The organism is Pseudomonas sp. TE3899 (assembly GCF_056279105.1).
In genome coordinates this window covers 5,170,274-5,188,550 of record NZ_JBWBQR010000001.1, presented here as the reverse complement: position 1 = coordinate 5,188,550, position 18,277 = coordinate 5,170,274, and the positions used below count along the sequence as shown (strand labels likewise).

Here is an 18,277-nt window from a genome sequence, read left to right as displayed (position 1 = left end):
TCGAATACCTGTAGGAGCGAGGCTTGCCCGCGAAAGCGTCATAACATCCAACATCTATGTCGGCTGTTACATCGCTTTCGCGGGCAAGCCTTGCTCCTACAGTTGTTTTGGGTGACTCGAAGTTAGCTGCGGTCTCCAAGAATTGCGGCATAGCCTTCGCGATAACTCGGGTACTTCGGCTCCCAGCCCAGCGCTTTCGCCCGCGCATTGCTGCAACGCTTGCTGCCAGTCCTGCGCACACTCTCGTTCTCGGCCCACTCGGTCACGCCCAGATACTCACGCAACCAGCCCACCACGTCAGCCAATGGCGCAGGCGCATCGTCGACGCCTATATAGACGTTATCCAGCGCAACTCCTCGCTGATCAGCCTCAAGCAGATACGCCATCAACCCAGCCGCATCGTCCGAGTGAATGCGGTTGCCGTATAACGGCGGGTCAATCGCCACGCGATAACCGCGACGAACCTGAGTCAGCAGAAATTCGCGTCCCGGACCGTAAATCCCGGTCAGCCGCACGATGCTCGCCGGGATGCCGCTATTAAGGGCAATTTGCTCGGCTTCCAGCATCACTTGCCCGGAATAACCAGCCGCCACAGTCGGTGAAGTCTCGTCGACCCACTCGCCGTCCTGCTGGCCATAAACACTGCTGCTGGACACGAACAGCAACCGATTCGGCACCTGGCCGTAATCGCCCAGCCATTCCAGCACGTGCTGCAAACCCTGAATATAAGCGGCGCGATAACCTGCTTCATCGTGATCGGTGGCCGCCGCGCAATACACCAGGTAATCCACCGCACCGATTGGCCAGGTTTCCGGACAGTCTTTATTGAACAAGTCGCCGGCAACGCCAATCACCCCTTCGGGCAGGCGCGAGACGTCACGCCGCAAGCCGTGAACTTCCCAACCCGAAGCCAGTAATTGCGTGGCCAGACGACTGCCGACATCACCGCAGCCGGCGATCAAAACAGATGGCGCAGACATCAGAAAACTCCCTCAGGAAAGGTACAGATTAGCGCCCGTAAAGGACGAGCGGATAGCAATGGAGGAAAAAAAGACATGCAATTACTTCTGTTAACAAGAATTACTTGCAATAATGCCGACCACTTTTGTTCTCGGCCTTACGAGGCCTGGAAGAACATTTACCCTATTTTTCTCTCAGGTCCGGCCAGCATGACACGCAATCAATTCCCCGCTTCGCCAACCAAACGACCTCGCGCCTGGAGCGCTGTGGCCGCCCTGCTGCTCAGCCTGATGCTGGCGCCTGTTGCCGCTTTCGCTGATGCACAAGCACCTGCCACTCCTGCCGCCACCGCTGCAGCCCCGGCGGATCACGCCGCTCCCGCCGTAGTACCTGCCGCAACCGATCCGGCCCCGGCGGTAGATGCCAACGCCGAAGACGCGCCAGAAGTCCTCGAACCGGACAATTCCCTGGGCATGGCCCACGACCTGTCGCCATGGGGCATGTACCAGAACGCCGATATTATCGTGAAAATCGTGATGATCGGCCTGGCCATCGCCTCGATCATCACCTGGACCATCTGGATCGCCAAGGGCTTTGAGCTGATGGGCGCCAAGCGTCGTCTGCGCGGTGAGATCGTCCACCTGAAGAAAGCCACCACCCTGAAAGAAGCCAGCGCCAGCGCCACCAAGCAAGGCACCCTCGCTCATCTGCTGGTCCACGATGCCCTCGAAGAAATGCGCCTGTCGGCCAACAGCCGCGAGAAAGAAGGCATCAAGGAACGTGTCGCCTTCCGTCTTGAGCGCCTGGTTGCCGCCTGCGGTCGTAACATGAGCAGCGGCACCGGCGTGCTCGCCACCATCGGTTCCACCGCGCCGTTCGTGGGTCTGTTCGGCACCGTGTGGGGCATCATGAACAGCTTCATCGGCATCGCCAAAACCCAGACCACCAACCTCGCCGTCGTCGCTCCCGGCATCGCAGAAGCCCTGTTGGCTACTGCGCTGGGCCTGGTTGCCGCGATTCCTGCCGTGGTCATCTACAACGTCTTCGCCCGCTCCATCGCCGGTTACAAGGCGCAAGTGTCGGACGCCTCTGCTGAAGTCCTGTTGCTGGTCAGCCGTGATCTGGATCACCTGCCGACCGCTGAGCGCTCCACGCAACCCCACGTGGTCAAAGTAGGGTAATCAGCCATGGGCTTGCATTTGAAAGAAGGCGCAGACGACGATCTGGTCGAGAACCACGAAATCAACGTCACGCCGTTTATCGACGTGATGCTGGTGCTGTTGATCATCTTCATGGTGGCTGCACCGTTGGCCACCGTGGACATCAAGGTCGACCTGCCGGCCTCCAGCGCCAAACCGGCGCCACGGCCAGAGAAACCGGTATTCCTCAGCGTAAAAGCTGACCAGCGCCTGTTCCTCGGTGAAGACGAAGTGAAGGCCGAAGCACTCGGCGCCACCCTCGACGCCAGGACCAAGGGCAAGAAAGACACGACGATCTTCTTCCAGGCCGATAAAGGCGTGGATTACGGCGACCTGATGAGCGTGATGGACAACCTGCGCTCCGCCGGTTACCTGAAGGTGGGTCTGGTCGGGCTTGAGACGGCAGTCAAGAAATGATCACGACGCGCCATAAGCTGACGCGTTACAGCGGGAGCCTGGCCGTGGTGCTGGGCGTCCATGCGCTGGCCATTGCGCTGGCGGTGAACTGGACGGCGCGCCCACCGATTGAATTGCCTCCGCAGGCGATGATGGTCGAGTTGGCGCCGGTTCCGGCCCCGCCACCGCCGGCACCGCCGAAGGTGATCACGCCGCCTCAGCCACCGGCCCCGGTGGAAGAACTGCCGATCCCGAAACTGGCGCAAGTGCCTAAGGCAGAAATTGCCGTGCCGAAACCGGTCAAACCCAAGCCCAAGCCGCAACCGCCCAAGCCTGTGGAGAAAAAGCCGGAGCCGCCGAAGGAAAAACCGTCCGAGGAAAAACCGAGCGACGCGCAACCGACCCAGGCCCCGACCGAGAAATCCGCACAACCGGCGCCAGGTCCATCGCCCGCCCAGCAGGCCGCCAAGGCCAGTTGGCAAGGCACCCTGCTCGCGCACTTGGCCAAGTACAAAAAGTACCCGGCCAGCGCGCAATCAAGGGGCAAGGAAGGTCTGAACCGCCTGCGCTTCGTGGTCGATGGTGAAGGCAATGTGTTGTCGTTCGAACTGGTGGGCCGTTCCGGCAACGCCGACCTGGACCGGGCGACCCTGGACATGATCAAACGTGCCCAGCCACTGCCCAAGCCACCGGCGGACATGCTGAACAACGGCTCGATCGAAATCGTTGCACCGTTTGTTTATTCGCTGGAAAAACGCCGGCGCTAAACAACACACGGCACCTGTAGGAGCGAAGCTTGCTCGCGAAGAGGCCATCACATCCAACATCCATGTTGGCTGATAAACCGCTTTCGCGAGCAAGCTCTGCTCCTACAGGTTATGCAGCGGCCATAAAGGCACCGAAAGGTGCCTTTTGCTTATCCGCCAGCGGCAAACCCGCATTGCCCTGTGTCACTCAACACACTCTCTCTGATAACGTGCGTCTATCGATTGCAGCCGGTATGCTTGGCCCGCAACTTCATGGACGCTCGCTATGACTCTTACAGAATTACGCTACATCGTTACCCTCGCCCAAGAGCAGCACTTCGGCCACGCGGCCGAGCGTTGCCACGTCAGCCAGCCGACCCTGTCGGTGGGCGTGAAAAAGCTTGAAGACGAACTCGGTGTGCTGATTTTCGAGCGCAGCAAGAGCGCCGTGCGCCTGACTCCGGTCGGCGAAGGCATCGTGGCCCAGGCGCAAAAAGTCCTGGAACAGGCCCAAGGCATCCGCGAACTGGCCCAGGCCGGCAAGAACCAACTGACCGCCCCGCTGAAAGTCGGCGCGATCTACACCGTCGGCCCGTACCTGTTTCCACATCTGATTCCGCAACTGCACCGGGTCGCCCCGCAGATGCCGTTGTACATCGAAGAAAACTTCACCCACGTGCTGCGCGACAAACTGCGCAACGGCGAGCTCGACGCGATCATCATCGCCCTGCCGTTCAACGAAGCCGACGTGCTGACCCTGCCGCTCTACGACGAACCGTTCTACGTCCTGATGCCGGCCCAGCACCCCTGGACCCAGAAAGAAACCATCGACGCCGCCCTGCTCAACGACAAGAGCCTGCTGCTGCTCGGCGAAGGCCACTGCTTCCGCGACCAGGTGCTGGAAGCCTGCCCGACCCTGGGCAAAGGCAACGACGGCGCCAAGCACACCACGGTGGAATCCAGCTCCCTGGAAACCATCCGCCACATGGTCGCCTCTGGCCTGGGCATCTCGATCCTGCCGTTGTCGGCCGTGGACAGCCACCACTACGCCCCCGGCGTGATTGCCGTGCGTCCTCTGTCGCCGCCGGTGCCGTTCCGCACCGTGGCCATCGCCTGGCGCGCCAGCTTCCCGCGGCCGAAGGCGATTGAAATCCTCGCTGACTCCATTCGCCTGTGCTCGGTGGCCAAGCCACAAGCGCCGGTGGTGGCCGGTTAAGTCGCTGCCATGACCGAGTTGTCGCAAGTGTCGGTGACGGCACTCAAGGGTGTCGGTGAAGCCATGGCCGAGAAACTGGCCAAGGTCGGCCTGGAGAATCTCCAGGACGTGCTCTTTCACCTGCCGTTGCGCTACCAGGACCGCACTCGTGTGGTCCCGATCGGCCATTTGCGACCCGGTCAGGACGCCGTGATTGAAGGCACCGTCAGCGGTGCCGATGTGGTCATGGGCCGTCGTCGCAGCCTCGTGGTGCGGATTCAAGATGGCACCGGCGGCCTCAGCCTGCGCTTCTACCATTTCAGCAACGCCCAGAAAGAAGGCCTCAAACGCGGCACGCGGATTCGCTGCTACGGCGAAGCCCGGCCCGGCGCTTCGGGGCTGGAAATCTACCACCCGGAATACCGCGCCATTACCGGTGACGAGCCACCGCCAGTGGATGAAACCCTGACCCCGGTTTACCCGCTGACCGAAGGCCTGACCCAACAACGCCTGCGCCAACTGTGCATGCAAACCCTGACCCTGCTCGGCCCTACAAGCCTGCCCGACTGGCTGCCGACCGAATTGGCCCGCGGACTATCAACTGGCGCCGCTGGCCGATGCGATCCGCTACCTGCATCACCCGCCCGCCGATGCCGACGTCGACGAACTCGCCCTCGGTCATCACTGGGCGCAGCATCGCTTGGCCTTTGAAGAACTGCTGACCCATCAACTGTCCCAGCAGCGTCTGCGCGAAAGCATGCGTTCCCTGCGCGCGCCGGCGATGCCCAAAGCCACCAAGCTGCCGGCCAAGTACCTGGCCAACCTCGGCTTCACGCCGACCGGCGCCCAGCAGCGGGTCGGCAATGAAATCGCCTACGACCTCAGCCAGCACGAGCCGATGCTGCGCCTGATCCAGGGTGACGTCGGCGCGGGCAAGACCGTGGTCGCCGCCCTCGCCGCGTTGCAAGCGCTGGAGGCCGGTTATCAGGTTGCCTTGATGGCGCCGACCGAGATCCTCGCTGAACAGCACTTCATCACCTTCAAGCGCTGGCTCGAACCGCTGGGCATCGAAGTCGCGTGGCTGGCCGGCAAGCTCAAGGGCAAGAACCGCGTCGCGGCGTTGGAGCAAATCGCCAACGGCGCGCCCATGGTGGTCGGCACTCATGCGTTGTTCCAGGAAGAAGTGCAGTTCAAGAACCTCGCGCTGGCAATCATCGACGAACAGCACCGCTTCGGCGTCCAGCAGCGCCTCGCCCTACGGCAGAAAGGCGTTGGCGGACGGATGTGCCCGCATCAACTGATCATGACCGCCACGCCGATTCCACGGACGTTGGCCATGAGCGCCTACGCCGACCTCGACACCTCGATCCTCGACGAACTGCCTCCCGGTCGAACCCCGGTCAACACCGTGCTGGTCACCGATACACGGCGCGTCGAAGTCATCGAACGGGTGCGCGGCGCCTGTGCCGAAGGACGTCAGGCCTATTGGGTTTGCACGCTGATCGAAGAATCCGAAGAGCTGACCTGCCAAGCGGCGGAAACCACTTACGAAGACCTGACCGCCGCCCTCGGCGAGTTGAAGGTCGGGCTGATCCACGGGCGCATGAAGCCTGTCGAGAAAGCCGCGGTGATGGCGGAATTCAAGGCCGGCAACCTGCAACTGCTGGTCGCGACCACGGTGATTGAAGTCGGCGTCGACGTGCCCAACGCCAGCCTGATGATCATCGAAAACCCCGAACGCCTCGGCCTCGCGCAACTCCACCAGTTGCGCGGTCGTGTCGGTCGGGGCAGCGCCGCCAGCCATTGCGTGCTGCTCTACCATCCGCCGCTGTCACAGATCGGCCGTCAGCGCCTGGGCATCATGCGCGAGACCAACGACGGATTTGTCATCGCCGAAAAAGACCTCGAACTGCGCGGCCCCGGCGAAATGCTCGGCACACGCCAGACCGGTCTGCTGCAATTCAAGGTCGCGGACCTGATGCGTGACGCCGACCTGCTGCCCGCCGTGCGCGATGCGGCCCAGGCGCTGCTGGAGCGCTGGCCCGATCATGTCAGCCCGTTGCTTGATCGTTGGCTGCGCCATGGGCAGCAATACGGCCAAGTGTGAGCACCGTCGCAGTTTCTGGACCATGGCTTTAAACAAGCTGGTTATACTCCAGCAATTGTTTCAAAAACGGATACACACCATGACCGAAGCTGCCCTCATCCCCGAAACCCCGCACGCTCCGTCTGTTATTCGGCTGCTGCTCGGCAAACTGGGCATCGCCTACGAAGAAGTCCTCGACCATCACGGCCTCAACGCCGCACGTAAAGTGCAGGCGGTTTTGCTGGATGATGCGGTCGGCGCACTCATGGTGCTGTTCCCGCAGAGTCAGTTGCTGGACCTCAATCGCCTCGCCGAACTGACGGGCCGCCGACTGACTGCTGTCTCGACCGAACGCCTGGAGAAGATGCTCGGCAAACACAGCCTGAGCCTGCTGCCCGGCCTGCCGGCGCTGACCAGTTCACCGTGCCTGTACGAAGAAAGCCTGCTGCGCGAGCCGAAGTTGCTGATCAACTCGGGCGAGCCGAATGTGCTGCTGGAAATCACCAGCGAAGCCTTCAAGAGCATGCTGACCAAGGCCAGCGCCGCCAACTTTGGCGAAGCCCTGACCAGCATCCGCCCGAACCTCGACCGCCCCGACGATGACCGCGAGGAAATCACCCAGGCCGTCCAGGCGTTCACCGCGCGGCGCATCCAGCAACGCCTGGAAGCCACCATCGAGATTCCGCCGCTGGCCGAAACCGCGCAAAAAATCATCAAACTGCGGGTCGACCCCAACGCCACCATCGACGACATCACCGGCGTGGTTGAAACCGACCCGGCTTTGGCCGCGCAAGTCGTGAGCTGGGCGGCGTCGCCGTATTACGCCTCGCCGGGCAAGATTCGTTCGGTGGAAGATGCGATCGTTCGGGTGCTGGGCTTCGATCTGGTGATCAACCTGGCCCTGGGCCTGGCCCTCGGCAAGACCTTGAGCCTGCCCAAAGACCACCCGCAACACACCACGCCGTACTGGCAGCAATCGATCTACACCGCCGCCGTCATCGAAGGCCTGACCCGCGCCATGCCCCGGGCCCAGCGCCCGGAAGCCGGCCTGACCTACCTCGCCGGCCTGCTGCACAACTTCGGCTACCTGCTGCTGGCCCACGTCTTCCCGCCGCACTTCTCGCTGATCTGCCGCCACCTGGAGGTCAACCCGCACCTGTGCCACAGCTATGTTGAACAACATCTGCTGGGCATCAGTCGCGAACAGATCGGTTCCTGGTTGATGCGCTATTGGGACATGCCGGATGAGTTGGCGACTGCGCTGCGCTTCCAGCACGATCCGGGCTATGACGGCGCCTATGCCGAATACCCGAACCTGGTATGCCTGGCGGTGCGTTTGCTGCGCAGTCGCGGGATTGGCTCCGGGCCGGATGAAGACATCCCGGATGCGTTGCTGGAGCGTGTGGGCCTGACCCGCGACAAGGCCAACGACGTGGTCAGCAAAGTGCTTGAAGCCGAAGTGCTGCTGCGCGAACTGGCTTCGCAGTTCACCCAGGCCTAAAAGCTTCGCGGGCAAGCCTCGCTCCTACAGGAGCAAGGCTTGCCCGCGATGAACCCAACTCGGTCTTCCTGTCTACCTGATCGTTCCCACGCTCCCGCGTGGTAACGCATCCCGTGACGCTCCGCGTCACAGCCCCAACACCGAACTCAAGCCTTAGGCTTAGCCTTCCTCGGCTTCAAATACTTGGTCAACCCCTGGAACCAGATCACCAGCGCCGGGTTGCCCTTGATTTGAATCGACTTGTCCTGAATCCCCGTCATAAACGCCAACTGCTTGTTCTTCGCCTGCATCGTGGCAAAGCCATACGCCGCGTCTTTAAAGGCAATCGCAAACGCCGGTTCGGCATACACCCCGGACTTGCTGGTGATGCGCTGATCCTTCACGCGAAAATGCCGCGCCACCTTCCCGTCCAGGGTCTGGAGTTGAAACACCAGTTCCTTGTCCCCCAACTGCTGTTGAAACGCAGGATTGGTCCGACTGGCCTTACCCATCAACAAACCCAGCATCCACAGAAGAAAACGAAATTTCATGCGCACAGCCTCAAAGAAAAATGAACGGCCGGCGCAGTGTAGCGACTTCAGACGATAACGACACTATTGCGTTGTGTTTGAAGAAGATGATGCGGTTTTTGGCGTCAATGACTGCCAAGTCACGCTTTTCAACTAACGAGGCAACGCCTCTACGGCCCACGATCAACGATTGATCGGCAACTGAAAACGCATCCGCTGCCCACATAGATCCAGGTCTTCTCGGAACAGACCGTAAGCCATCTCACAGTGACCAGCCACGTAGTGCTGCCATACCGGGTCAACCAGCGGCTCGCCTCCCAACCGCTGCGCTGCTGCCTCCATCGTCATGGCGTTGTCTTTACCCACCATCGCCAGGGTCGCGTTGTAGAAACCATCGTTGGTCATCCCGGTCTGCAAATACATCAATTCGTTCAGCCGGCCATTGGTGGTGTGCAGCAGACAGGACCACTTTTTGAGTGCCGCCGCCTCACCCGCCTCAGCCTTTTGATAAAGCGTTTCGCAGTATTCTTCCTTGAACTTCACCCAACTGCGCTGCACATCAATCAATAACTTCCTGTTGTCCGGGGCCAAGCTGGCCTGCGCTTTTTTGTATTGATCGTTCAATGCGGTGTCGAGTGCATCGAAGGTTTTTTGGCTGCAGATCAACCAATCAGGTGTTTCAAAACTGTCGACATTGCAGTTCGGCTGGGCGAAAGCCGAGAACATGGACGCCGCCAGGACCACGCCTGCGAAATTCACAAACGCCTTCTTGCATCCGTTCATTCCACCACTCCACTGCTACGCTCAGCCACTCGCGCAGGAATCTTCGACGCCTTGCCCGCGTCGCTCATTAGCGAGGCGTACTTCGTGTAAGCCTGTGCCGCCAGCGCTTTATTCTTCAAACCCCAGTAACTGTCGGCGAGGTTCAGATAGGCCACGGTGCGTGTGGGATTTCGGGCAATCACGGCGTCCAGCAACTCGATGGACTCTTGGTAATAACCTGTTTCACCCAATAGAAACCCCACGTCGTTAGACCAGCCGGGTAACTGAGGAAAGTCATACTTTTGCGCGATGTAGTTGTCCGGATCGCATTGACCTGCGTTGTCGTACATCAGGAAGCTTCCCATCACCTCCGAGAGCGCCTCGGTCTGCCCTTTTCGATACAGCGCCAACGCCTTGTCGAGCTGTTCCGCGACGTCCGTCATCATCAATTTTTTGTAATCGCCGCCCGCTTGAATGCGCAACTCAGACAACTGCTCAAACAGCTTGCGACCATCGAAAGATGCCAGGGACATTTCGCCGATCAGGCTTTTTGGGACTTCTTCAACACTGACAAGCGAGTGATCGCAGGACTCGTTGTTGACGACCTGCAATACATGTTTCAGCTCGAACTGCCGGGAGCTTTTGTTGTAGCGAAACACCAGGTTGAAGTTATAAACGGCGTTATCTTCTTCGCTGCTGACCAGTACAAGGGCGTTCCCGGCCTCGGCAGAAGGCTGCTTGACCGACACGGTGTCACTTTGCGGATCGATGACCTTCAGCACGCCTGCCGGGTTGCTGATGATGTGGACGCTGAAGATATCGCTCATGGCCGACGAGTATTGGCTCTTGATCAACGGCAATGCCTTGGCCGTATCCAGCAGGATGTCGTTGCCGGTGCCGTGTTCAGGTGTGATCTGCAGGCGGCGGTAGTCTGCGCCGGCTTCACCGGACAGCACAGACACGTTTTGACGGGATGCGTCACCCAATAAACTGGCCTGTTGCTGTTTGATCACCGTTGGCGGATTGGCACCGGAACTTGGTTGCGCGACCTTGCCCGTACTTTGCGAAGCCGTTTCTTTCAAGGGCAGCGCGCAGCCGGAATCACACGCCAACTTCAAAAGCTCAGGCGCGTCCGTCCCCTCGAACACATAAGTTGCCGCGCCATTGCGTTGCCCGTCGCTGTACACCGGCACACTGACCGCCAGCGAAGCGGCGGCCGAAGAGGCCGGAGCAGGTTCAACAACCGTTACCACGTTTGCTTCAACGTCCTTGCAAAGGGTATCGGCTGCCGACTCCAAGAGTGACTTCCCCGTATGCGCGCCCAACTTCGCACTGACCGGACGGCAGTCATAGCCATGCCAGTAAGGGCCCACTTGCATCGAGATATTCTGGGAAAAAATATAGAGATGGTTCAGGACGACTTCTTTGCCGTCATAACTGAAGACCACCCAACGGCGAGACTTAGCGGAAGAGTAATTTTCACTGTCCAGAATGTACTGATTGCCGGATCGATACAGCGCGTTGGTAAACATCGCGCCGGTATATTCCGCGTCGTCGAACAGTCGCTTTCCTGAGCTGGCATCTAAAACATAGCCCTCGTCATCCAGGGCCACTGAACAACTGCCGGTCGCCTTGCCGTAATACCCACAGATCGTTGCGTGGGGGAAAACCGACTCAGCAGCACTCGCACCAAAGCTCAATAGCGCCATCAAGAACATTGAAATCTTCAAGGTAAACAGCTTCACCACTGACACCCCTTCTCGGCAGAAGACTCAGTCAACGGGTGATGATCAAACTCAAACCGTTTCTTGGTTTTGGCATTGGTGTAGGACATGCCGTAAATCAACGCACCCTGGCGCACCATGACGTATTCACCGGTGACGGCGCCGCCCACGACTTCGACCCAGGTGGTGGTGAATTGAAAAGGCCGGCCCTCGGCCATTTCTTCTTGCTCGGTACTTTTGAACACCAGCGGGATCGACTCTTTGGACGTCCCATACTTGGCCCCCGCCCCGCTCCACTTCGCGGCCTCATCACGGTAGATCCTGAACTCAAGCTTTATGTTTTTGCCTTCCAGGGATTTAAAACAGTCAATTTCCGTTCCCACTTCGCTGTGAGCGAATGCGGGAAAGGCCAGCAACATCAGCGTCAATAACTTTTTCAAAGACAACTCCCTTTGCCAGATCGCTTATGAATCGGTGATTTTCAACAGCCGGAATTCGTTGTTCACAAACTCGTAATAGCGAGTCCGGTAGCGATTTTTCAGCTGTTTACCCTTCAGGTCTTCTTCGGTGTCGACGGTGATGCCGTAGACGATGATCAAGTTGCTGTCGGGCCGGTAAGACAGCGCCAGCGCGTTGCCGTCGTAGGCATTCGGCAGCCCCGTGGCGATTTCGCCCGTCTGCGCATCCAGCACTTCGACACACATCGTGCTGCCGCCACAGCCCATCCGGTGCAGAACGTAGTGCCCGGCGAAATTGACCTTGCCGGCGAGGGCTTGTGCGCGATCTTTATCCATCCATTGGTTGCTGTTTTCGTACGGCAGCGGGGCGTGGTTTGGGCCGGCAAACACTTCGGTGATGGTGAAGTCTGTGAAGGATGGCTCGGCGGCGAAGGATAAAGAGGTTGCACCGGCCAGGATGCAGCCCAATAAAATCGACAGTCCTTTCAAGTTGTAACTCCTGAACAAATTCACTGTTCCCATTGGCATCCCTTCTCCAGAGAAAAGTCGATATTCCACTTGTGAGAAAAATCGTACTGCTTGCCATTCGATTTCTTGGTGTAAGTCATGGACAGGACTGTTACGCCCTGACTCACCATTTCGTATACGCCGGTTACCTTCCCCTCAGAGACCTCGGTCCACGTAGTGGTGGCCAGCCAAGGCCTGCCCGGGCTCACTTCTTCAGATTCGCTGTCGGTTAAAACCAGAGGAATCGCCACACCGGAGGAAGCGTACTTAACAAACCCACCGTGCCATTTGTTCGTTTCGTCGTAATAGGTTCGCAGCTCGAAATTCACCGGGCTCGACTCACCTGTCCCAAAACAATAGATTTCCGACACCACCTCGCACCGACCCGCCAACGGCAGCACGCCAACCACCAACAGCAGCCATCTTTTCACTTCAAATCCCTTGAAATAACCCGCCTTCAAATCGAAAAGTCCTGCACTTCATCCAGCCCCCAACACCCCTCAAAACTGAACCGGTAAATCACCTGATAACCCGTATCCGGTTTTTTGCAGTTTCACCGTCGCCGACGTGTCGCTCTTGTCCACGATCTCTAGCGTCAGCCCTTGCATCTCACGCGCCTTCGCCTCGGGGATCAGCGGGAACACCAGGTCACTGCGATCCAGCAACGTACTGACCTGCTTCGGCTCAGGCTCGGCGTCTACCGTAATCAGCTTCTTCATCGGAACGCGGGTGAAGGTTTTTTGACTGGCCGTGCTTTCCATGAAGTCGGCTAAAAACCCTTCGAAATCCTTCGAGGGACAGCCCAACACCTGGGCTTGTTCGGCAGGTTCCGGCATCAGGCAGGGCTTGGCCGGGTCAACCTGTATGCCTTGAGCGCTCAACTGCTCTGCGTTAGTGCGTGAATCTTCCTGTCCCATGTTGGCCGCCGCCAGGTAACAGGCCAGTGCCCGTGGCGAATCCTGAATGCCCAGGGTGCCACGTTGAAAGGCACTGCCCAGGTCATTGAGCGCATAGGGCGAACCTTGCGCAGCGGACCTTTTCAGCGCCGCCAGGGATTTTGCCGGGTCGGCGCAAGGACGCGGGTCGCCATACTCACCCTCGTCACAATAAAACCCGGAAAGTGCATGACTGGCCTGGGCCAGCGTTCGGGAACCTTGGCTCAAAAGCTCGAGAATTTTGCTGTTGTCCAGGCGCGGCGCCTGCCCCGAAAGGCTGACTGACGCGGCAGCATAGGCCGCCTGGTCGTTACCTTGGGCGGCACCGTCCAGGTAACTGTCCAGGGACGAAACATACAATTGCACATCAGCCGGATACCCCGACTCGTTCGTCAGCTTGTCATACAGCGCCCCTCGCTTGAGGGCGCGGGCACCCGGCGCAGCGCGCAGTTCGCCTTGTTGCTCTGACAGCACCTTTTCCAGTGACCAGTCTTCGACCCGCACCAATTTCCAGCAATCGCCGAACTTGAACGTGAAGGCCTTCAGCACTTCGCCTTTGTGGTCGCGGACGAACACATAGTTGGGCAACTGAACCTGCAAACTCAGCCCGGATTTCGCGATGTAATCCGCCGACAGCTCAGTCAGTGATCGCGGCCCCAGCGTCGCCACCTGCCGTTGCACCACCCGGGGTTTCGACCCGGTGGAGACCACCGACAACTCCATCACCGGCGAAGCGACAAAGGCTGGCTGCGTGTCCACATTCGCCGTAAACGCGATGATGAACTGCGCAAAATTGGCGCTGGGGCATAGCACTGCACCCGGCTCCGCCGCAAACGCCGCCGACGACATCACCAGCGCCCACCACGCCAGGTACCCACGCTTCAAACCCGCCACAACAGAATTCCTTTTCATCAAAAAACTACTTCACCAACGTCAGTTCACCATCGCGATACAACACCTCACACCCCAGCCATGCCACATCAACTTGAGGCAACACCGCCGAAGGCTTGCGCAGTTCACGCAACAAGGTCGAGCCGTGGGACAAGCGCCCACCCATGCGCGCAATCACTGCCCGCGCGGCCTGGTAGTGCGCGTGGCGACCGGGGTCCAGGGTGTCTTCGAGCAAAATGTCGTCGCCCAGAATGCCTTGCACCTGCCCCGGATAAATCATGAAACCCGTCGCTTGCTCGGTGCCTTCGCGACCGTCTTGCCAGAAGCTGCCGTCGCGGCTGCGAATGTCTGGATGCGGCGCGAACCAATGCACTCGATCCGCCATCGGCATGGCGTGGTGCAGGCGGAAGAACACCCGCATCAGGTTGTCGCGATACCACTCGCGCACTTGCAGGTAGTAGCCTCGCAGGCCCGGCAGGCCAGTGGAATGGGCGACACGGATAAGCCCCGACCATTGCGGGAAGGCCTGCAACGGCAAGTCAGTCGGTGCCGGCCGTGGCGTGGCCGGATCGGTTTCCCAAGGCAATCGATGCGGGCTGTTTTCAAGATCTTCATACGCCGTCGGCGGCCGGCCCAGCAGATCGCCGCCGCTGCTGGCCAATGATGTGGCGATGCACAGATTGCCTTGCACCACGAACACATAGAACCGGGTGAACCAGTCGGCCAGTTGTTGGCCGTTGGCACCTTGGGCGATCAGTCCGGACAGTTCTTCGTCGAAGCGGCGCAAACGCGGTTCCAACGTCAGTAAGTGCCCGCGGGCGATACGTTGCATGCGCAGGAACAACGACAACGAACGCAGCATTCGCAGCGGTCGCCACGGCAGGTGCGGTGTCGCGCCACCGACTTCACCGGCATAGCTGCTGGCGGAAATGCCCCAGTCGGCCAGCCGCGCAAGAAACAGATCGTTGTTGATGTATGAGGCGCCGCCAAACACCGCGGTAAACGGCTCGTTGTCCTGCAACACCCGCGAGTCCCAACGCGCCATGATCGCCGGAATACTCGCCGCCGCACGCCGTTGCGCGTACTCCACGAACACGCTCGGTTGCGGTGGCAGGATCTCGGCAATGTTGGCGGCGGTCAGGTGCCGGCGCCAGCCGTAATCGCTGATCGGCCGGTATTGCAGCAACCAGAGTTGCTGGCCATCCCAGGCCCATTCGACGTCGCCGGGCACGTAGTGAAAGACCCGCAACACGCCTTGCAGAAAGCGCCACAACAGGTCCGCCGTCAGGCCATGGGAAGGCTTGAACGTGTCGCTGCTCCACGAATCACCGAGGCGGGAAATGATCGCGCGCTCGGGGCTGACCTGCCCGTCGGCCAGCGACTCGAGATGCCCTTCGACCCACTCCAGTTCCACCGACAGATGCCGCACAAACCCGATCCCGGACACCTTGGGCGTGATGAAGCGCTGCACCACCACTTCTTCCACACCCGCCGCGCTCAACTCGGCGATGCGCGCCGACACGTTGGACGTCGGTTCGCGCAGGAACGTGGTGCTCAACCCGGCATTCGCCGCATCGGCCTGATCCTCGCCATAACTGGAGGAACGCACCGCCCACGTGGCGTCCGGTTGACTGGCGAGAAACGCCGGCAAGCGCGGATCGTGACCCTCGTTGAGCGACAGCGCCGGCGGCACCGCTTGCCCGGCCAACTCGGCCAGGCGCAAGCGACCACCCTTGGTGTGCGCAACGAATCCGCATTCGCCCGATTCCAGCCATGCGGCGAACTCGGCCGGTGAGTCGATCCACGGGTAATGGCCCCAACCGGTTTTCAAGCTGATTGTGAGATCTGCGCGAGCCAGAATCGCCGACCACGCGGCAGCCTGCGCGATGCCGAGCACGTTGTCCTGATCGCCCCAGACCAGCTCGACCGGGTCGGTGATCCACTCCAGCAGCGGCAACGCCGTGTCGGCGCGCACCAGGTCCCAGTGCGGCACAAACGCGCGGCAACGAGCGTATCCGGCGCCCATGCGCTGGTACTGCGCGGGCGTCCAGGTCTGGTTGGAGAACTTGTGCGCGAACACCGCGGGTTTGTTCGACAGCAACCAGTGAATGGTCTTGCGAATCGGCAGCGGCGACATCAACGCCGGCAACCGTCGTTGCCACAAAAATGCGCCGACCGGCGCCAGCAACACGCTGCGGCAAAAGTGCCCCGGCTGACGTTGCAGCGCGTGCAACACCAGCAACGCATTGACCCCGACCGCCATGATCGCGCTGCCTTCAACCGTCATCGCCAGCAACGCTTGCGCGTACGCCGTAAGGTCTTCGCACGGCGCCTGTGGATTGCTGCCGAAGCCCGGCAATTCCAGCGGCACCACGTGGTAGCGCTGAAAGTGCGGCAGCGCGTCATCCCACCATTCGGCGGCGCTGCCGTTGCCGGCCAGCAGGTACATCACAGGCTTGCTCATGGACAATCCTCAGGCCAGGTCGCGCAGGGCAGCGTCGAGGGTCGGGTAACGGAAGGTGTAGCCGGCCTCGGTCAATCGGCTCGGCACCACCCGTTGCCCATCGAAAAACAACTGCGCCATCTCGCCGGCCAGTGCGCGTACGGGCGCGGCGGGAATGTGGAACCACACCGGGCGCTTCAGGGCTTTACCGACGCGGCTGGCGAACACGCCCTGACTCACCGCATCCGGCGCCACCAGGTTGTACGTGCCGCTCAAGCTGTTGTCATCGAAGGCACGGGCGATCACTTGAATCACATCGTCGCGATGCACCCAACTCATGATCTGCTGCCCATCGCCCATGCGCCCGCCGAACCCCAGGCGAAACGGAATCAGCAACGGCAACAACGCGCCGCCCGGGCCGAACACCACGCCCAAGCGCAGCACCACCTGACGCACGCCGAACTCGGTGGCCGGTTGCGCGGCGGCTTCCCACTGGGCGCACAACTCAGCCATGAAACCGTCGCCCTTGCTCGCGCCTTCATCCAGGCTTTCGCTGGCATCGCGCACGCCGTAAAAACCGATGGCCGAGGCCTGAATCCACAGCGCCGGTTTGTGTTTGGCGTTCTTCAGCCAGGTCATCAGCGCTTCGGTGGTGTTGACCCGACTGGCGATCAATTGCGCCTGGCGTTTCTCACTCCAACGCGGCCCGGCAACCGGCGCGCCCGCGAGGTTGATCACCACGTCGAAGGTTTCGTCGTAGCCGAGCTTGCTCAGGGAACGCACGCACCGGGCGCGCCCGTCAAACAGGTACGCCGCTTTCAACGGATCACGCGCCAAGACGCTGACCGTATGACCGGCGTCGAGCAATTGATTGACCAGCACTTCACCGATAAACCCGGTGCCACCGGTCACCAGCACGCGCTTATAAGTGCCACCCGCGAACGGGTTCGACGGTTTGCCTTCGCGCTGCATGCGCAACGCCGCCAAGCCATCGCGAATCCCCGAAGCCGTCACGCCAATCGCAAACAACGTCAGCAACCAACCGCGCCAGCCGAAATCTATCGCGGTCAGGCCCGTCGGCAGGCTCGCCCACTGCGCCAGTTGCACGCCGTACAGCGCAAAAAACGCCCCGCCATTCACCGCCAACACGGTGTGCATGATCCGCTCGATGGCCGGCAGTTTGCGGCTGCGATCCTCGACCACGAAATCCCACAGCGTCAGGCAAATCTCTAGGGCAAACAGCAGCGCAATCACAATCGCCCACGTGCCCTGGAACGCCAGATGCGCCATGCCCAGAAACAGAATCCCGTAGAAACACGAGCGCAGCGCATGGATCGACAACTCCAGCCGCGCACTGTGCCGATACGGCAGCGCGACGGTCAGTTCGTGGTGATAAATCGTATCCAGCGCACCCAAAATCGCCTGGGCAATCAGCAGCGCGACCGCCCAATCCAGAAGAGAAAAATCAGGCATGGTCAGCGTCACTCGGTGGGGTGTTTGAAGAGGCGGCGCGGCGGTCGTGGCGATACAGCCAGATCAGCGGCGGCAATAAAGTCAGTAGCGCGAAGCCGTCGATCCACAGGTTCACCCACAGCTGCGCCGTCAAGGAGAACCACATGTCCTGCGGCGCCCACAGCACAATGCCGGCGATCAACCAGCCCCAGGCCATGGGACTTTTCAGGCGATTGCCGATGCGCACGAGACCGAGCATGTAGAGCGAATAACTTTGCAGCGTGGCGCCGAACACGGCGAGCCACCAGAGTTGCTGCTCGCGGGCAGCGCGTGGTGGCAAGTCCGTCCAGAAGGCGTAGTCGACGTTTTGCAGGTAGACGTCGAGCCATCCCGAAGGGCCGACCCAGGTCAGCACGATACTGACCAGCAGATGCACCAGCGCGGCGGCGGATAGCCAAGCGACCAGGGCTTGGCGAAGGGTATTTGAGGGGACTGGCATTCCGTGTCCTGAGG

16 protein-coding genes and 1 pseudogene are annotated in these 18,277 nt (G+C 60.5%); 6 read left to right on the top strand and 11 right to left on the bottom strand.

All coding sequences use genetic code 11. The features are described 5' to 3' along the window. Positions 1–122 precede the first annotated feature (122 nt). The gene (locus ACZ89E_RS23515) at positions 123–980 is read right to left on the bottom strand and encodes an SDR family oxidoreductase (protein WP_476256569.1); all 858 of its coding nucleotides are present in this window, start codon (positions 978–980) and stop codon (positions 123–125) included. A gap of 189 nt (positions 981–1,169) precedes the next feature. Here ACZ89E_RS23515 and exbB point away from each other — a divergent pair, with 189 nt between their 5' ends. The 6 genes and pseudogenes from exbB to ACZ89E_RS23485 all read left to right on the top strand — a co-directional run bounded on the left by exbB (position 1,170) and on the right by ACZ89E_RS23485 (position 8,083). Further along, positions 1,170–2,141, top strand: a complete 972-nt coding sequence (exbB, locus tag ACZ89E_RS23510; RefSeq protein ID WP_476256568.1) for a tonB-system energizer ExbB — start codon at positions 1,170–1,172, stop codon at positions 2,139–2,141. Positions 2,142–2,147: 6 nt separating this feature from the next. After that, entirely contained in the window at positions 2,148–2,576 is a 429-nt protein-coding gene (exbD, locus tag ACZ89E_RS23505) for a TonB system transport protein ExbD (protein WP_149659474.1), read from the top strand. Continuing rightward, positions 2,573–3,322 carry an energy transducer TonB family protein gene (locus ACZ89E_RS23500; RefSeq protein WP_463258861.1) on the top strand — a complete coding sequence of 250 codons (750 nt, stop codon included), beginning with the start codon at positions 2,573–2,575 and terminating at the stop codon, positions 3,320–3,322. Before exbD ends, ACZ89E_RS23500 begins: the two co-directional genes overlap by 4 nt. A gap of 265 nt (positions 3,323–3,587) precedes the next feature. Continuing rightward, positions 3,588–4,517 carry a hydrogen peroxide-inducible genes activator gene (locus ACZ89E_RS23495; protein ID WP_123408680.1) on the top strand — a complete coding sequence of 310 codons (930 nt, stop codon included), beginning with the start codon at positions 3,588–3,590 and terminating at the stop codon, positions 4,515–4,517. A gap of 9 nt (positions 4,518–4,526) precedes the next feature. Continuing rightward, positions 4,527–6,603: pseudogene (gene recG / locus ACZ89E_RS23490) on the top strand (ATP-dependent DNA helicase RecG). Positions 6,604–6,682: 79 nt separating this feature from the next. Then, entirely contained in the window at positions 6,683–8,083 is a 1,401-nt protein-coding gene (locus ACZ89E_RS23485; protein WP_149659472.1) for an aminoacyl-tRNA deacylase and HDOD domain-containing protein, read from the top strand. Positions 8,084–8,229: 146 nt separating this feature from the next. Here the strand turns inward: ACZ89E_RS23485 and ACZ89E_RS23480 are convergent, their stop codons facing one another. From ACZ89E_RS23480 to ACZ89E_RS23435, 10 genes are all read right to left on the bottom strand, one after another. Beyond that, positions 8,230–8,613: a helicase gene (locus ACZ89E_RS23480; RefSeq protein ID WP_133835380.1), complete on the bottom strand. Its 384-nt coding sequence runs from the start codon at positions 8,611–8,613 to the stop codon at positions 8,230–8,232. Between the two features lie 162 nt (positions 8,614–8,775). Beyond that, on the bottom strand, positions 8,776–9,375 hold the full coding sequence (locus tag ACZ89E_RS23475; RefSeq protein ID WP_476256567.1) for a lysozyme inhibitor LprI family protein: 600 nt from the start codon (positions 9,373–9,375) through the stop codon (positions 8,776–8,778). Beyond that, positions 9,372–11,099: a tetratricopeptide repeat protein gene (locus ACZ89E_RS23470; protein WP_476256566.1), complete on the bottom strand. Its 1,728-nt coding sequence runs from the start codon at positions 11,097–11,099 to the stop codon at positions 9,372–9,374. Before ACZ89E_RS23470 ends, ACZ89E_RS23475 begins: the two co-directional genes overlap by 4 nt. After that, positions 11,096–11,518 (bottom strand): hypothetical protein, encoded by a 423-nt coding sequence (locus tag ACZ89E_RS23465; RefSeq protein ID WP_476256565.1) that lies wholly within the window; start codon positions 11,516–11,518, stop codon positions 11,096–11,098. Before ACZ89E_RS23465 ends, ACZ89E_RS23470 begins: the two co-directional genes overlap by 4 nt. 24 nt (positions 11,519–11,542) lie before the next feature. Further along, the gene (locus tag ACZ89E_RS23460; RefSeq protein WP_476256564.1) at positions 11,543–12,025 is read right to left on the bottom strand and encodes a hypothetical protein; all 483 of its coding nucleotides are present in this window, start codon (positions 12,023–12,025) and stop codon (positions 11,543–11,545) included. 20 nt (positions 12,026–12,045) lie between these two features. Continuing rightward, positions 12,046–12,504, bottom strand: a complete 459-nt coding sequence (locus ACZ89E_RS23455) for a hypothetical protein (protein WP_476256563.1) — start codon at positions 12,502–12,504, stop codon at positions 12,046–12,048. Positions 12,505–12,543: 39 nt separating this feature from the next. Continuing rightward, positions 12,544–13,872, bottom strand: a complete 1,329-nt coding sequence (locus ACZ89E_RS23450) for a tetratricopeptide repeat protein (protein WP_476256562.1) — start codon at positions 13,870–13,872, stop codon at positions 12,544–12,546. Between the two features lie 25 nt (positions 13,873–13,897). Then, positions 13,898–16,333 (bottom strand): PEP-utilizing enzyme, encoded by a 2,436-nt coding sequence (locus tag ACZ89E_RS23445; protein ID WP_476256561.1) that lies wholly within the window; start codon positions 16,331–16,333, stop codon positions 13,898–13,900. Positions 16,334–16,342: 9 nt separating this feature from the next. Further along, on the bottom strand, positions 16,343–17,785 hold the full coding sequence (locus ACZ89E_RS23440; RefSeq protein WP_476256560.1) for a TIGR01777 family oxidoreductase: 1,443 nt from the start codon (positions 17,783–17,785) through the stop codon (positions 16,343–16,345). After that, a complete protein-coding gene (locus tag ACZ89E_RS23435; RefSeq protein WP_133835374.1) occupies positions 17,778–18,263 on the bottom strand; it encodes a cell division protein in 486 nt (161 codons plus the stop codon). The genes ACZ89E_RS23440 and ACZ89E_RS23435 overlap by 8 nt, the downstream gene beginning before the upstream one ends. Positions 18,264–18,277 lie beyond the last annotated feature (14 nt).

What these genes read in the sequence shown, in the direction of transcription:
- ACZ89E_RS23515 (WP_476256569.1), bottom strand. Translation starts at nt 980, where the DNA reads ATGTCTGCGCCATCTGTTTTGATCGCCGGCTGCGGTGATGTCGGCAGT.
- exbB (WP_476256568.1), top strand. Translation starts at nt 1,170, where the DNA reads ATGACACGCAATCAATTCCCCGCTTCGCCAACCAAACGACCTCGCGCC.
- exbD (WP_149659474.1), top strand. Translation starts at nt 2,148, where the DNA reads ATGGGCTTGCATTTGAAAGAAGGCGCAGACGACGATCTGGTCGAGAAC.
- ACZ89E_RS23500 (WP_463258861.1), top strand. Translation starts at nt 2,573, where the DNA reads ATGATCACGACGCGCCATAAGCTGACGCGTTACAGCGGGAGCCTGGCC.
- ACZ89E_RS23495 (WP_123408680.1), top strand. Translation starts at nt 3,588, where the DNA reads ATGACTCTTACAGAATTACGCTACATCGTTACCCTCGCCCAAGAGCAG.
- ACZ89E_RS23485 (WP_149659472.1), top strand. Translation starts at nt 6,683, where the DNA reads ATGACCGAAGCTGCCCTCATCCCCGAAACCCCGCACGCTCCGTCTGTT.
- ACZ89E_RS23480 (WP_133835380.1), bottom strand. Translation starts at nt 8,613, where the DNA reads ATGAAATTTCGTTTTCTTCTGTGGATGCTGGGTTTGTTGATGGGTAAG.
- ACZ89E_RS23475 (WP_476256567.1), bottom strand. Translation starts at nt 9,375, where the DNA reads ATGAACGGATGCAAGAAGGCGTTTGTGAATTTCGCAGGCGTGGTCCTG.
- ACZ89E_RS23445 (WP_476256561.1), bottom strand. Translation starts at nt 16,333, where the DNA reads ATGAGCAAGCCTGTGATGTACCTGCTGGCCGGCAACGGCAGCGCCGCC.
- ACZ89E_RS23440 (WP_476256560.1), bottom strand. Translation starts at nt 17,785, where the DNA reads ATGCCTGATTTTTCTCTTCTGGATTGGGCGGTCGCGCTGCTGATTGCC.
- ACZ89E_RS23435 (WP_133835374.1), bottom strand. Translation starts at nt 18,263, where the DNA reads ATGCCAGTCCCCTCAAATACCCTTCGCCAAGCCCTGGTCGCTTGGCTA.